Genomic DNA, 14,365 nt, shown 5'->3' with positions numbered 1-14,365 from the left:
TGGTGAATGTTGATTTCTAGTCTTTGATTAGATCGTTCTTTAAAAATTTGGGTATGTGATAGAAAGATAGACTGAACGTTACTTTCACTGGTAACGGATCAGGCTAAGGTAAAATTTGTGAGTTACTCGTAATTGAGTATTATCGAATTTTCGGCGAATGTTGTCTTCACAGTATAACCAGATTGCTTGGGGTTATATGGTCAAGTGAAGAAGCGCATACGGTGGATGCCTTGGCAGTCAGAGGCGATGAAAGACGTGGTAGCCTGCGAAAAGCTTCGGGGAGTCGGCAAACAGACTTTGATCCGGAGATGTCTGAATGGGGGAACCCAGCCATCATAAGATGGTTACCTTACACTGAATACATAGGTGTATGGAGCGAACCAGGGGAACTGAAACATCTAAGTACCCTGAGGAAAAGAAATCAACCGAGATTCCCTTAGTAGTGGCGAGCGAACGGGGACTAGCCCTTAAGTGGCTTTGAGATTAGCGGAACGCTCTGGAAAGTGCGGCCATAGTGGGTGATAGCCCTGTACGCGAAAATCTCTTAGTCATGAAATCGAGTAGGACGGAGCACGAGAAACTTTGTCTGAATATGGGGGGACCATCCTCCAAGGCTAAATACTACTGACTGACCGATAGTGAACTAGTACCGTGAGGGAAAGGCGAAAAGAACCCCGGAGAGGGGAGTGAAATAGATCCTGAAACCGTATGCGTACAAGCAGTGGGAGCCCACTTTGTTGGGTGACTGCGTACCTTTTGTATAATGGGTCAGCGACTTATTTTCAGTGGCGAGCTTAACCGAATAGGGGAGGCGTAGCGAAAGCGAGTCTTAATAGGGCGTCTAGTCGCTGGGAATAGACCCGAAACCGGGCGATCTATCCATGGGCAGGTTGAAGGTTGGGTAACACTAACTGGAGGACCGAACCGACTACCGTTGAAAAGTTAGCGGATGACCTGTGGATCGGAGTGAAAGGCTAATCAAGCTCGGAGATAGCTGGTTCTCCTCGAAAGCTATTTAGGTAGCGCCTCATGTATCACTGTAGGGGGTAGAGCACTGTTTCGGCTAGGGGGTCATCCCGACTTACCAAACCGATGCAAACTCCGAATACCTACAAGTGCCGAGCATGGGAGACACACGGCGGGTGCTAACGTCCGTCGTGAAAAGGGAAACAACCCAGACCGTCAGCTAAGGTCCCAAAGTTATGGTTAAGTGGGAAACGATGTGGGAAGGCTTAGACAGCTAGGAGGTTGGCTTAGAAGCAGCCACCCTTTAAAGAAAGCGTAATAGCTCACTAGTCGAGTCGGCCTGCGCGGAAGATGTAACGGGGCTCAAACCATACACCGAAGCTACGGGTATCACGTAAGTGATGCGGTAGAGGAGCGTTCTGTAAGCCTGTGAAGGTGAGTTGAGAAGCTTGCTGGAGGTATCAGAAGTGCGAATGCTGACATGAGTAACGACAATGGGTGTGAAAAACACCCACGCCGAAAGACCAAGGTTTCCTGCGCAACGTTAATCGACGCAGGGTTAGTCGGTCCCTAAGGCGAGGCTGAAAAGCGTAGTCGATGGAAAACAGGTTAATATTCCTGTACTTCTGGTTATTGCGATGGAGGGACGGAGAAGGCTAGGCCAGCTTGGCGTTGGTTGTCCAAGTTTAAGGTGGTAGGCTGGAATCTTAGGTAAATCCGGGATTCTAAGGCCGAGAGCTGATGACGAGTCATCTTTTAGATGACGAAGTGGTTGATGCCATGCTTCCAAGAAAAGCTTCTAAGCTTCAGGTAACCAGGAACCGTACCCCAAACCGACACAGGTGGTTGGGTAGAGAATACCAAGGCGCTTGAGAGAACTCGGGTGAAGGAACTAGGCAAAATGGCACCGTAACTTCGGGAGAAGGTGCGCCGGTGAGGGTGAAGGACTTGCTCCGTAAGCTCATGCCGGTCGAAGATACCAGGCCGCTGCGACTGTTTATTAAAAACACAGCACTCTGCAAACACGAAAGTGGACGTATAGGGTGTGACGCCTGCCCGGTGCCGGAAGGTTAATTGATGGGGTTAGCTAACGCGAAGCTCTTGATCGAAGCCCCGGTAAACGGCGGCCGTAACTATAACGGTCCTAAGGTAGCGAAATTCCTTGTCGGGTAAGTTCCGACCTGCACGAATGGCGTAACGATGGCGGCGCTGTCTCCACCCGAGACTCAGTGAAATTGAAATCGCTGTGAAGATGCAGTGTATCCGCGGCTAGACGGAAAGACCCCGTGAACCTTTACTATAGCTTTGCACTGGACTTTGAATTTGCTTGTGTAGGATAGGTGGGAGGCTTTGAAGCGTGGACGCCAGTTCGCGTGGAGCCAACCTTGAAATACCACCCTGGCAACTTTGAGGTTCTAACTCAGGTCCGTTATCCGGATCGAGGACAGTGTATGGTGGGTAGTTTGACTGGGGCGGTCTCCTCCTAAAGAGTAACGGAGGAGTACGAAGGTGCGCTCAGACCGGTCGGAAATCGGTCGTAGAGTATAAAGGCAAAAGCGCGCTTGACTGCGAGACAGACACGTCGAGCAGGTACGAAAGTAGGTCTTAGTGATCCGGTGGTTCTGTATGGAAGGGCCATCGCTCAACGGATAAAAGGTACTCCGGGGATAACAGGCTGATACCGCCCAAGAGTTCATATCGACGGCGGTGTTTGGCACCTCGATGTCGGCTCATCACATCCTGGGGCTGAAGCCGGTCCCAAGGGTATGGCTGTTCGCCATTTAAAGTGGTACGCGAGCTGGGTTTAGAACGTCGTGAGACAGTTCGGTCCCTATCTGCCGTGGACGTTTGAGATTTGAGAGGGGCTGCTCCTAGTACGAGAGGACCGGAGTGGACGAACCTCTGGTGTTCCGGTTGTCACGCCAGTGGCATTGCCGGGTAGCTATGTTCGGAATAGATAACCGCTGAAAGCATCTAAGCGGGAAACTAGCCTCAAGATGAGATCTCACTGGGACCTTGAGTCCCCTGAAGGGCCGTCGAAGACTACGACGTTGATAGGTTGGGTGTGTAAGCGCTGTGAGGCGTTGAGCTAACCAATACTAATTGCCCGTGAGGCTTGACCATATAACACCCAAGCAATTTGCATGCTCCGAGCTGAAAAGCGAAAGAGACCAGATTGCGGTGTGTGAAGACGATAGAACCGAAAGTTCGATCTCACAAAACACCGAAAGCTATCACATACCCAATTTGCTGAAGCGAGGCCATCTGGTCACGACTCAGTACCCGAATTTCTTGACGACCATAGAGCATTGGAACCACCTGATCCCATCCCGAACTCAGCAGTGAAACGATGCATCGCCGATGGTAGTGTGGGGTTTCCCCATGTGAGAGTAGGTCATCGTCAAGATTAAATTCCAGAACCCCTGTTTGCTAACGCAGACAGGGGTTTTGTTTATGTAGAAGTCCATGAATTTCACTGGTGCGCTGCTAACGCGACGTACTGGTACACAGAATTTCTTGACGACCATAGAGCATTGGAACCACCTGATCCCATCCCGAACTCAGCAGTGAAACGATGCATCGCCGATGGTAGTGTGGGGTTTCCCCATGTGAGAGTAGGTCATCGTCAAGATTAAATTCCGAAACCCCTGTCTGCTAATACAGACAGGGGTTTTGTCGTTTGGAGGTTTGATAATAGATCCGCTCTTGCTGCTGGCTACTGATCGGTATTAAGAGGGCAGCTCAACGACGCTAACAAAACAGCTGACACCTGAAATCAGGCGACGGTTGCCTGGAAACAATAACGGATCAGAACTGGTCGCTTGCCGTCGCGCTGACATTACGCTCTTCACCCAGATAGCAGACAGACGTTCAGGTTGGCACCGGATGCCATATAGGTCTCGTTGGTGAGGTCAGTCGAACATCCACACCTTTCAACCCCACCTTACCTGCATCGTACTCTCCTGAAGCGTCAGACAAGCTGTAGGTCGGCACCTTCATCGCGTTCCCTGCATCTGCCCATCTATACCCTACGTATCGCATCCCACCGCCAAGTCGCAAGCCGTCCAGGGCACCTACAGCGCGACGAAACCCCGATTTATCCGTTTCCATCAGGTCTTTCAAATAGACGCCATTTTGCTAAAGCCGTCGACGGAAGCGGGTCAGATGTATATCGCTGATTTTTGTCCTGCCTAACTATTCACCTCTACCGCCGGTCGGTTTCCTACTCAAAGTAACGATGGATCTCACAAATTTCTAAGATTTATTCTGTCTTGGCCGAAAGCCTGATGAGCCATGCGTGCACCGAAATAGAGCGACCCGAGAGTCTGCCTATCCCGTTACATGGAATGTTCCACTCGGCACGCTCACCCCCCTTTGGCAAAAGAAGTCGATGAAATGAATCTTAAGTTCAGTCATAAAATTCTGTTGGCCGCGTCAGGCGTCGTGGTTCTGGCCTTCGCGTTATTCACGCTCTACAACGACTACCTGCAGCGCAGCACCATCAAGCAAAACCTCGAGTCGTCTATCCAGCAATCAGGCGAGCTCACGGCCAGCAGCGTGCAGAACTGGCTCAGCGGGCGCATCCTGGTCCTCGAAAGTCTGGCGCAAAACGTTGCCCATCAGGGGAGTGGTGCCGACCTTCCAGGGCTGGTCGACCAGCCGGCGTTCACCTCAAACTTCCAGTTCACCTATGTCGGTCAAACCAACGGTGTGTTCACCCAGCGCCCTGACGCGAAGATGCCCGACGGTTACGACCCACGTCAGCGTCCCTGGTACAAGCAAGCAGTGGCCGCCGATAAAACCATGCTCACCCCGCCTTACATGGCTGCGGTGGGTGGGCAGATCGTAACCATCGCTCTGCCAGTCAAGAAGAACGGTGAACTGCTGGGCGTGGTCGGCGGTGACCTGAGCTTGCAAACCCTGGTGAAGATCATCAACTCGGTAGACTTCGGCGGTATCGGCCATGCGTTTCTGGTCAGCGCCGATGGCCAGGTGATCGTCAGTCCTGACCAGGACCAGGTCATGAAAAACCTCAAGGACATCTACCCAGGTACAAGTCTTCGTATCGAGAAGGTCAGCCAGGATGTCGTCCTGAACGGCCAGGACCGCATTCTTTCGTTCACTCCGATCAGCGGTTTGCCGGGTGCGGACTGGTACATCGGTCTCTCGATCGACAAGGACAAAGCCTACGCGCCACTGGGTAAGTTCCGTACTTCAGCGTTGATTGCCATGTTGATTGCGGTCGTAGCGATTGCCGTGCTGTTGAGCCTGCTGATTCAAGTACTGCTGCGTCCGCTGACCACCATGGGTACTGCCATGCAGGACATTGCCCAGGGCGAAGGCGATTTGACCCGTCGCCTGGACGTGACCAGTAAGGATGAGTTTGGCGAGGTTGGCAGTGCCTTCAACCAGTTCGTCGAGCGTATCCACGCCTCTATTTCCGAAGTCTCTTCGGCAACACGTCAGGTACACGATCTGTCCCAGCGTGTCATGGCGTCTTCCAACGCGTCGATCATCGGCTCTGACGAACAAAGCGCGCGTACCAACAGCGTGGCAGCGGCGATTAACGAGCTAGGCGCCGCCACCCAGGAAATTGCGCGCAACGCGGCCGATGCTTCGCAGCACGCCAGTGGTGCCAGTGAGCAGGCAGACGACGGTCGTAAGGTCGTAGAGAAAACCATCCTGGCGATGTCGGAACTGTCGCAAAAGATCAGCCTGTCCTGCACTCAGATCGAAACCCTGAACGCCAGCACAGACAACATTGGTCATATTCTCGATGTGATCAAAGGCATCTCCCAGCAAACCAACTTGTTGGCGCTCAATGCCGCGATCGAAGCTGCCCGTGCTGGGGAAGCCGGGCGTGGGTTTGCGGTGGTTGCGGATGAAGTGCGTAACCTGGCTCACCGTACCCAGGAGTCTGCGGAAGAGATCCATAAAATGATCACTTCGCTGCAAGTGGGTTCGCGTGAAGCGGTGACCACCATGAACGCCAGCCAGACCTCCAGCGAAGAAAGCGTTGAAGTGGCCAACCAGGCCGGTGCGCGCCTGGTCAGCGTGACGCAGCGAATCGTCGAGATCGATGGCATGAACCAATCGGTTGCAGCCGCTACCGAGGAGCAGACGGCGGTGGTTGAAACCCTCAACGTCGACATCAACCAGATCAACTTGCTGAATCAGCAGGGCGTGGCAAACTTAAACGAAACGCTCAAGGATTGCGATGCGCTGTCCCAGCAGGCCAGCCGACTGAAGCAACTGGTCGACAGCTTCAAGATCTGACCCACCTTATGCAGGGGCGAAGGCTTTCGCTCCTGCTCATCAGCCAAGCATCTTCCGCACATTCTCCAGGGCGCTGTCGGCGAAGGCCTGCACAAACAGTTCAAACTCCGCCTGCGGTGTCTCGACCGGTTCGCCAATCAGGGTCCAGGTCGCCCTGGAGTATCCTGCACCGAGCACTTGCACGCTTATTGCGGCCCACAGTCGGGCGACACCCAACGTGTTGTAGAGGGTGGTCCACGTCATGTACATCGCGTCGTCGTTTCGGCTATTGAGCTGCTCGACGACACAATGGCCATCGTGGAAAAATTTCGTGCGCAAGGCGCCTACACCTGTGCCCGTCATTTCGATGTGCGAGAGGGCGGGAATGAAGGCATCAAATTCCGCAAAGTTGCCTACCACACTCCACAGGCGAGCGGCCTCGCACGCGACGTCGATAGACGCCTCCAAGGCGGAGCCATTCGGGTTGCGGATCAATGTATCGGGTTGCAGCAGTTTCATAAGGGTGTCCTGAAACGGTCAGAGAAATCCGATGGCCTTGAGGTGGTCGCAACCCCTGCGCAACAGCGCCGGTTCCTTTTGCGGGTATTGCTCGCCCATGGATTCAACACCTTGGCGGGCGTTGTCGTGACAAATCATCGAGATGTCACTGATGTCTTCGGCAAGGTCATCCAGGTAGAAACCCAGCACACCAAACAGCGCGTTATCGCGACCCACCGTCTGTAGCTCTCTTTGCCAATGTGCAACGCTCACCCGTTCGAAGTGATGGCCCGCCCGGCTGAATGCATCAAGGTAGTGATCCCAGCTCAACGGTTGCGGGTTATGCAGGTTGAATACGTTTCGCCCGACAGCATATTGGCCGCAGTGGAACGCGACAAAACGGGCAAAGAAATCCACCGGCATGAGGTCGAAGTTCACGTTCAGGCGTGGCGCCATACCCAACTGCAGTGACCCTTTGAGCATCAGCATCAGGCGGTTGTTTTGCGGCTGGCAGACACCGCTGCGGCTGTTGAAGGCGATGTTGCCCGGTCGATAGATATTCACCCAGGCACCTTGTTCGATCGCACGCCCTAACAGCCGCTCGGCGACCCATTTGGACAGGTTGTAGCCATTCTTGAGATAGAGCGGCAACGTGGCCACCGCCGGTGTTTCGAGGATGTACCCGCGGGCGTCGATGCTGCTGCACGCCGACAGCGTCGAGATGAAATTGAAAACCTTTTTGCAGTGGGTTTCACACAGTCGCAGGCACTCCAGCACCGAATCGACGTTGTCACTGGCCAGTGAGGCGTAATCCATCACATGATTGACCCGCGCTGCGTTGTGCACCAATGCCCCATGGCTGTGGGCGAGTCGCTCATACACATCGCAGGCCAGGCCCAGACGAGGCAGGCTGATATCGGCGGCGTATACCTGCACCCGGCTCAGGTCCAAATGCTCCAGGCGATACTCGCGTAATGCCTGGGTAAACCGCGCCGTGGCGCAGTGGCCCGGCTGTTCACGCACCAGGCACGCCACCTCCAGTACACCCCCTGCCAATAACGCTTCGACGAGATGCACGCCGACAAAACTGTTGGCGCCTGTGACGATCACCTTGCGCGGATCGCCAGTGCGGTCTTCGTGCAGCATTTCTATATTCAGCGCCTGCGATGCATCCTGCTCCGCCTGGCCTGACGGTACTTCAGGTAGCGCGCCGTCCTCCATCAGCACGGTGAGCGTACGAATCGTCGGAGTTTCAAAGAAACGGCTCAATGAGAAGCTGCGGCCAAACGCTTCGCGCAAACGCAGCAGCAGGGTCGACAGCAGGATGGAATGACCGCCGAGGTTGAAAAAGCTGTCATCAATCGAGAAGTCATCGCCGGGCACGTCCAGCAATTCGCTCCACAGCGCCACCAGCCGCGTTTGGAGAGGTGTTTGCGCTGGGCGTCTGGCAACGTGGTGGGTAGCGTGCTTCGGCATCGCCAGCAACGCCACACGGTCGATCTTGCCATGGCTGGTGCGCGGCATCGTTGGCAGCTCGGTCCACACTGCCGGGTGCATATAATCCGGCAGCCACTGCTGTGCATATCGCTTCAGGCCAGCCACCGTGGCGTCCGGTTCGGGCTGGGCGACAACGCAGAAAATCCTGCGATCACCATCGATCACCACAGCCACTTGGCGGAATAATCGACTGGCGCGCAGGCATTGCTCGATCTCTTGGGGCTCGACCCGAAAGCCACGGATCTTCACTTGGTCATCCCGCCGACCGCCCAGCTCGATACCGTCCGGCGTCCATTTCGCCAAGTCACCGCTGCGGTAGGCCTGCAGCGTCCGGCCATCAGGCAGTGTCAACACCATGAACGGGTCGTCGACCTGCGGCGGCGCGTTCACATACCCCAGGCTTACGCCAGGGCCGACGATGTATAGATCGCCCGTCACCTGTTCATCCACCGGTTGCAGCTTGTCGTCGAGGATCAACACTTGGCTGTTCGCGATGGGGCGGCCCAGGTTGCGATTGCTGTCACCGGGCTGAAACGTCCGGTGGGTGGCCAACACCGTAGTCTCGGTAGGGCCGTAGAAATTGTGCAAGGGGTACTGGCTCGCCAATCGTTCGATCACATGCGGCTCGCAGGCATCACCACCGGTCAACAGATGGCTAAGGCCCAAAGGCTGATCCAACGGCAGAATGCTGAGTAGCGCGGGCGGCAGAAAAGCATGGCTGATGCGCTGGTGGCGAATCAGCTCGACCAACTGATGAGGATCGCGCCGCTGGGCTTCGCTTGGAACGATCAACTCGGCACCGGCTATCAGGGCAGGGAAAATATCGATCAGCGATGAGTCGAAACTCAGCGGCGACAATTGTAGTACACGGCTCTGTTCGTCCAGCGCCAGGCAGGTACCGAACCAGGCCGTGAAATGCGCAAGGTTGCGTTGGCTCAGCAGTACGCCCTTCGGTTGGCCAGTGGTGCCCGAGGTGAAAAGCGCGATGCAGGGAGCTTCGATGCAGGGGCGATGGTGCATCAAGGGCTGCGTAGTGTCGGCCAGGACCATGTCGACAGTGCAGACATTCAGGGTAACGAAATGGTCGCGCAGAGGGTGTTGGCCATCATCGAGCAACACCTTGGCCCTGGCGCTTTGCAGCATCGCTTGATGGCGCTGTGACGAATGCTCCGGCGCCAGGGGTAGGTAGACCGCGCCGCAGCCCAACACCGCGAGAATACTGGCGTACAGCTCGACAGATTTTTCCAGGCACACGCCGATCACCGGGGGCGACTGAATGCCCTCCAACAGCGGCCGCAGGCGTTGCTGGATCGACAGGGCCCGCACTTGTAATTGACGGTAAGTCAGCACGGCGCCCTCGATGTTCAGCGCCGTTCGTTCTGCGAAGGTATGGAGACTGATCTGTAGCCGTTCGATTATCGGCACCTGGGCCGCCTGCAATAGCGCCGGCTGCGCAGTGCGATTGAATCGATGCATAAATGCCAGTGCGTCCAGCCCTTTCAAGCCGTGCTCGGGCCACGTGTTGGCCGTGGTTACTGCCGTGAAGAACTCTGGGTCCCTCGAGAAGCCGCTGACCAGCAAGGCGACGCACTCGACCAGTGCGTTCGTCGCCTGTCGGCGCAAACGTTGGCCGTTGCCGCTGGGCTCCTCGGCAACGTCCTGCACCGCCAGCAAGCGCTGGTCATGGCCATAGCAACGCAACTGCACAGAGGGAAGCCCGTAGTCGGACTCTGGGCCGATACCCACGCGCAGGCTTATCCACTGGGCTTTGTCGGAACGTGTGGACGGTGGTTGGCTGCCGTCCTCAATGAGCACATCAAGGGCTTCTGTTGCGCTGACATGCCCGTATTGCTCGAGCGTTTGCCTGACTGCCTCCAAAGCCTCGCTCGTGCCGCTCCATCCAATCGTCAAGCGCCTCATGCCGGCCTCCGCGTGTCGGGGAGGTAGTCGCTCAGGGCACGCGCGACGCTGGGTGTGTTCAGCATGCCGCTCTGGTGCAGGAACCCCATGATGTTGCCAAGCAGGGGGTGCTGGCGGGTGATGGGAAAGTCCAGCGCTGCGACTTCGGCCCGCAGGGTCTGTCGGGTATTGGCGCTGACGTCCAGGTGTTCGATCAGGTGTAGATCGAAGCTTTTTTGCAGATCGTTGGTCAGGTAATGCGCCAAAAAAATTGGCAGGATTTCGGCGATGCTGTCGCGATCGCTCGGGCTTGCCGCCTGCCAGTAGATACGCACCAATTGCGTCCAGAACTGTGCATGGCGCCCTTCGTCAAACAAGTGATCGGCCATCAGGCCACGGATGGATGGCTTGACACTGTCGTCCTTGGAAAACGCCGCTACCGCATGGGTGACGGTGTTCTCGGCGATGGCTACGCTAATCAACTCCACGGCATCGCGCAGGTGTGGTGCTGCCAGCGCCCGCGCTGCCGGCAGGGCACGGCTCAGTTCGATTTGCCCGGGTAGTTCGAGCGGTTGTATGCCGGTCATTTCCACGGTCTGTTGCAGGAAATCCAATGCGACCAGCGCGTGGTAATCCTCATCCACCACGACGGTCATCGCATCCACCCGACAGGCGCGAGGAAAGGGCAGCGAGAAGCGATTCTTGGCGATACTGCGGGCGGTCTTGTCGACGATTTCGGTTTCGAAAATCACCACATCATTGATGAATTTGTAGAAGCTTTGCACCAGCACGAAATCGCGCCACTGCGGGCAGTGTTCGAGGAAGGTCGCAGTGAGTACCAGCGGCTGGCGGCACAAGGGGTAGATCAATCTGTCATCGTTTTCGAGCAAGCGCCGAGGGCGGGTGCGGATGGTTGCCCGGCGTTCCCAGTCTTCGGCAAAGGAGCGGTAGTCGGCGGCAATCATGCTTGCACCTCTTGCAGCGCGGCACTTACGTCGTCCCACAAGCTGAGTCGGCTTTCCACGGCGGCGAGGGCGAAGTCATCTGCCTGGCGTTGGCGCGCCGGGTCAGCGCCGATCAGGCGTTGGAGCAAATGCTCTGCCCCCGGCCCATGTTCCTGGGAGTCCAATGCGATGTGACGGCTGAGGTAGTGGCACAAGGTCGGCGCCTGGCGTTCAATCAATGCGTTGCCATGCAGAATGCGTTCGAACATCGACGGTATGACACTCTCGCGGCCATGCAAGAAGGCCGCTGCTACGCAGTGGGTCGGTGCGTGCAGCGCGATCTGTAACGTGCTGTCGACGAAGCGGGCCACGCCTGGCAGCACATTGATCAGCTGCAGGGCCGTGCTTGCTTCGACGCCCTGATGCTGCAGCTCAATGAAGCGCCGGACAGTGGTGGTATCGGCGCCTGCCTCGGCCATGGCTTCCAGATACAGTTCAAAGTGGCTGCAAGCGCCTCGCGTTGGGTGTTCGTCCGATTCTTCGCCGAGCACGATTTCATTAATGAGGCGTGCGGCGAGTGGGTCCGCCGGTGGGAGCCAGGGCAATTGCGTGCAGGTCAGATCTTGCTGCAGGCGTTTGGTCAGTGTCATGAAGTCCCAAACGGCAAACACATGGTGTTCCATGAAAAGTTGTAACTTGTTAAGTGAAGTTATTTCTGTAAATAACGGATGGCTGCACAACTGCAGTTTTTTTTGTTCAAGTAAGTGTTGATGCATGGTTGACGCCTATAAGTTGTTGCGACTGTTCTGGAAACAGTGGTGAGGTGTTTAATTCAATATGAAAAGATGGCGTTTAGCCCATCATGCGCGCGGCGCTGGCCGAGGATCGGTCTGCGCTGCCGTATGAGGTGTGTGTTTTATTGAGGGCGGATAATAATCTGATTAAACGTTTTGATGAGCTTGTAAAAGTATTAGATGGTTTTTCGGAAAATGGTTTGTTGTGAGTAAGTTGCTTAATTAGTTGTCGGATATTTCCTTGGGATAAACGGGCTTATTTAAATCGAATTGTTGGATCCGGCGTATGACTGTGCGAAGGCTCCATGATGGGAGGGGAGCCCCGCACTGTATAGGTAAGGTGTAGGCGCAGCGCTTTAGAAGTTTACTGCGCGCTATTCTTTTCGTTGGCTTCAAGACTATTGAGATAAGTGGAGATCACCTCCATCCCTCGCGTCAGGTGATTGCGTAGCGTCAGAATACTTTCGTCGACTTTCTTCTGCGCCACCAGGCTCAACAGTTCCCGGTGGTCTTCCTGAGACGTCTCGCCCAACCCCATCGCCTCGAGGTTGAAGCGCAGGAAGCGTTCCTCCTCATTCAGACCGTGCTCGACCAATTTGAGCAACCGCTGGTTGGGCGCCTTGCCATACAGCGCCATGTGGAACAGGCGATTGAGCCGGCCAATCTCGGTATAGTCCTTCTCGCGTTCCAGTGCATTGATGCAGGCGTCGGCTTGCGCAATGTCCGCGTCGGTGAGCAGTGGAATCGATAAGCGCAGCGCTTCGGATTCCAGCAGCATGCGCAGTGCGTAGGTCTCGGCCGAATTATCTTCGATCAACGGTGCAACCACGGCGCCTTTGTGGGTCACCACATGCAGTAAGGATTGGGCTTCCAATTGGCGCAAGGCTTCGCGCACGGGCATGCGGCTGACGCCGAACAGGCTGGCCAGTTCCTGCTGGCGCATCGCGGTACCACAGGGCAAGCGGCCATCGAGAATGGCATTGCGCAACGTTTCTTCAATAACGGCGCGAGCAAGATGGGCTGGGATAGGCCCGCTGGTTTTGATGCTGCTCAAAGGGTTCGGCTTCTGCGTCACGGTTACGCTATCCTCCTTGCTTGAATAAAGTGTGTTTAATTGGATCCAATGCACACTAAAGATGGGTCACACACTTGTCAAACAGCCAGGGTTTCAGTTTGTAAGGGCTTACGGGGTCTACTTTGAGCATCCCACAAGGGGCGTTTATAAATTCGGACCGCTTATCAATGATTGCACTGTGCCATTGTTTTTTGGTGGTTGAAGCTTCACCATCCCTGAAATTCCGTCTCTCTTCACGGACTGAACGCCTTGGCGGTAAGTTTTATTCCCTCTCGAATTCTAAGCTGGCTACTTTCAGCGATTTTGTTGGCTGGCTTGATGCCCGGCGGGCTGCATGCCGATTGGGATTTCTCTCAGATCAGCCGCAACGCCACCGCTTTGTACGGGCCGCTGGGGGAGGGCCAGCAGCGTATCGACGCCTGGCAGCGGCTGCTGGCGACCGAAAAGAAGGTCGACGAACAGGAGCAGCTCAAGGTCGTGAACCTGTTCTTCAACAAGCAAATGACTTATGTGGAAGACATCGACCTGTGGCACGTGGTCGACTATTGGGAGACCCCCATCGAAGCGCTGTGGAAAGGTGCCGGAGATTGTGAGGACTACGCAATCGCCAAGTATTTCAGCCTGCGTCACCTGGGCGTCTCCAGCGACAAATTGCGCATTACTTACGTCAAGGCCTTGCGTCAGAATCGCGCGCACATGGTGCTGACGTATTATCCGACGCCCGAAGCCATCCCGCTGGTGCTCGACAGCCTGATGGACGAGATTCTGCCGGCGACCCGCCGTACCGACCTGGTCCCGGTGTACTCATTCAACGCCGAGGGCTTGTACTTGCCTGGCGCCAAGGGCAACAAGAAAGTCGGTGACACCAAACGCTTGTCGCGCTGGCAGGATGTGTTGAGAAAAATGCGTGCGGAAGGCTTCCCGGCCGAGCCTGCCAACTAGGAGTAACTGATCGGATGTCTCTGTTCAAACAACTATTGATCGCAATCTGTCTGTTCCTGGTGGTCGCCTTCAGCGGCAGCTTCATGGTCAGCCTCGAAAGCTCGCGCACCCAATACGTCAACCAACTGCGCTCCCATGCACAGGACGCGGCGACCGCGTTGGCGCTGTCGCTGACACCGAATATCGACGACCCGGCCATGGTGGAATTGCTGGTCAGCTCGATCTTCGACAGCGGCTATTACGCCAGCATCCGCGTAGTGGATTTGGCCACGGATAAAACCATCGTCGAACGCAGCGGTATTCCTGACAACAACGGCGTGCCCAACTGGTTCGTCAAACTCATCGGTCTGGAGCCGGCCGGTGGTGATGCGCTGGTCAGCCGCGGCTGGGAACAGGCGGCGCGTGTGGAGGTGGTCAGCCACCCGATGTTCGCCCTGGCCAAACTCTGGCAAAGCGCCTTGGGCAGCCTTGGCTGGTTGCTGTTGTGCGGTGCG

The 14,365-nt window shown here is 55.9% G+C and carries 9 protein-coding genes, 3 rRNA genes and 1 pseudogene; 7 read left to right on the top strand and 6 right to left on the bottom strand.

Annotated elements, in window-relative coordinates:
- The first annotated feature begins 198 nt into the window (after positions 1-198).
- The 3 genes from ACDZ94_RS07975 to rrf (ACDZ94_RS07965) all read left to right on the top strand — a co-directional run bounded on the left by ACDZ94_RS07975 (position 199) and on the right by rrf (ACDZ94_RS07965) (position 3,598).
- Positions 199-3,090, top strand: a 23S ribosomal RNA gene (locus ACDZ94_RS07975).
- A gap of 167 nt (positions 3,091-3,257) precedes the next feature.
- Positions 3,258-3,373, top strand: a 5S ribosomal RNA gene (rrf, locus tag ACDZ94_RS07970).
- A 109-nt stretch (positions 3,374-3,482) separates the two neighbouring features.
- Positions 3,483-3,598 (top strand): 5S ribosomal RNA (gene rrf / locus ACDZ94_RS07965).
- A 176-nt stretch (positions 3,599-3,774) separates the two neighbouring features.
- On the opposite strand, the pseudogene ACDZ94_RS07960 reads toward rrf (ACDZ94_RS07965), so the two are convergent.
- Positions 3,775-4,041: pseudogene (locus ACDZ94_RS07960) on the bottom strand (TonB-dependent siderophore receptor); the annotation flags it as partial.
- 321 nt (positions 4,042-4,362) lie between these two features.
- On the opposite strand from ACDZ94_RS07960, the gene ACDZ94_RS07955 reads away from it, so the two are divergent.
- Positions 4,363-6,243 carry a methyl-accepting chemotaxis protein gene (locus ACDZ94_RS07955; RefSeq protein ID WP_064450081.1) on the top strand — a complete coding sequence of 627 codons (1,881 nt, stop codon included), beginning with the start codon at positions 4,363-4,365 and terminating at the stop codon, positions 6,241-6,243.
- Positions 6,244-6,282: 39 nt separating this feature from the next.
- Here ACDZ94_RS07955 and ACDZ94_RS07950 read toward each other — a convergent pair whose 3' ends face one another.
- The 4 genes from ACDZ94_RS07950 to ACDZ94_RS07935 are packed head-to-tail and all read right to left on the bottom strand — an operon-like array spanning position 6,283 to position 11,836.
- Positions 6,283-6,741: an SRPBCC family protein gene (locus ACDZ94_RS07950; RefSeq protein WP_432751312.1), complete on the bottom strand. Its 459-nt coding sequence runs from the start codon at positions 6,739-6,741 to the stop codon at positions 6,283-6,285.
- An 18-nt stretch (positions 6,742-6,759) separates the two neighbouring features.
- Positions 6,760-10,137, bottom strand: coding sequence for an amino acid adenylation domain-containing protein (locus ACDZ94_RS07945; RefSeq protein WP_432751311.1), 3,378 nt, complete (start codon positions 10,135-10,137; stop codon positions 6,760-6,762).
- Positions 10,134-11,081 (bottom strand): diiron oxygenase, encoded by a 948-nt coding sequence (locus tag ACDZ94_RS07940; RefSeq protein ID WP_432751310.1) that lies wholly within the window; start codon positions 11,079-11,081, stop codon positions 10,134-10,136. The genes ACDZ94_RS07945 and ACDZ94_RS07940 overlap by 4 nt, the downstream gene beginning before the upstream one ends.
- Entirely contained in the window at positions 11,078-11,836 is a 759-nt protein-coding gene (locus ACDZ94_RS07935; RefSeq protein WP_221293596.1) for a DUF3050 domain-containing protein, read from the bottom strand. The genes ACDZ94_RS07940 and ACDZ94_RS07935 overlap by 4 nt, the downstream gene beginning before the upstream one ends.
- A gap of 86 nt (positions 11,837-11,922) precedes the next feature.
- On the opposite strand from ACDZ94_RS07935, the gene ACDZ94_RS07930 reads away from it, so the two are divergent.
- Positions 11,923-12,063 (top strand): hypothetical protein, encoded by a 141-nt coding sequence (locus ACDZ94_RS07930; protein WP_156526239.1) that lies wholly within the window; start codon positions 11,923-11,925, stop codon positions 12,061-12,063.
- 155 nt (positions 12,064-12,218) lie between these two features.
- On the opposite strand, the gene ACDZ94_RS07925 is transcribed toward ACDZ94_RS07930, so the two are convergent.
- Entirely contained in the window at positions 12,219-12,929 is a 711-nt protein-coding gene (locus ACDZ94_RS07925) for a GntR family transcriptional regulator (protein WP_064450086.1), read from the bottom strand.
- Positions 12,930-13,247: 318 nt separating this feature from the next.
- Between ACDZ94_RS07925 and lapG the strand changes: the two genes are divergently transcribed.
- Positions 13,248-13,871 (top strand): cysteine protease LapG, encoded by a 624-nt coding sequence (gene lapG, locus ACDZ94_RS07920; protein ID WP_432751309.1) that lies wholly within the window; start codon positions 13,248-13,250, stop codon positions 13,869-13,871.
- Between the two features lie 14 nt (positions 13,872-13,885).
- The coding region (locus ACDZ94_RS07915) for a LapD/MoxY N-terminal periplasmic domain-containing protein (RefSeq protein ID WP_432751308.1) at positions 13,886-14,365 on the top strand (480 nt) is incomplete at its 3' end.

This window comes from Pseudomonas sp. UBT (assembly GCF_050915955.1).
In the GTDB taxonomy this organism is placed as follows: Bacteria; Pseudomonadota; Gammaproteobacteria; order Pseudomonadales; family Pseudomonadaceae; genus Aquipseudomonas; species Aquipseudomonas antarctica_A.
This window is presented reverse-complemented; position numbering and strand designations above follow the sequence as displayed.

Coding starts and splice junctions, on each gene's coding strand:
- ACDZ94_RS07945 (WP_432751311.1), bottom strand. CDS start 10,137: ATGAGGCGCTTGACGATTGGATGGAGCGGCACGAGCGAGGCTTTGGAG.
- ACDZ94_RS07935 (WP_221293596.1), bottom strand. CDS start 11,836: ATGCATCAACACTTACTTGAACAAAAAAAACTGCAGTTGTGCAGCCAT.
- ACDZ94_RS07930 (WP_156526239.1), top strand. CDS start 11,923: ATGCGCGCGGCGCTGGCCGAGGATCGGTCTGCGCTGCCGTATGAGGTG.
- ACDZ94_RS07955 (WP_064450081.1), top strand. CDS start 4,363: ATGAATCTTAAGTTCAGTCATAAAATTCTGTTGGCCGCGTCAGGCGTC.
- ACDZ94_RS07940 (WP_432751310.1), bottom strand. CDS start 11,081: ATGATTGCCGCCGACTACCGCTCCTTTGCCGAAGACTGGGAACGCCGG.
- ACDZ94_RS07950 (WP_432751312.1), bottom strand. CDS start 6,741: ATGAAACTGCTGCAACCCGATACATTGATCCGCAACCCGAATGGCTCC.
- lapG (WP_432751309.1), top strand. CDS start 13,248: ATGCCCGGCGGGCTGCATGCCGATTGGGATTTCTCTCAGATCAGCCGC.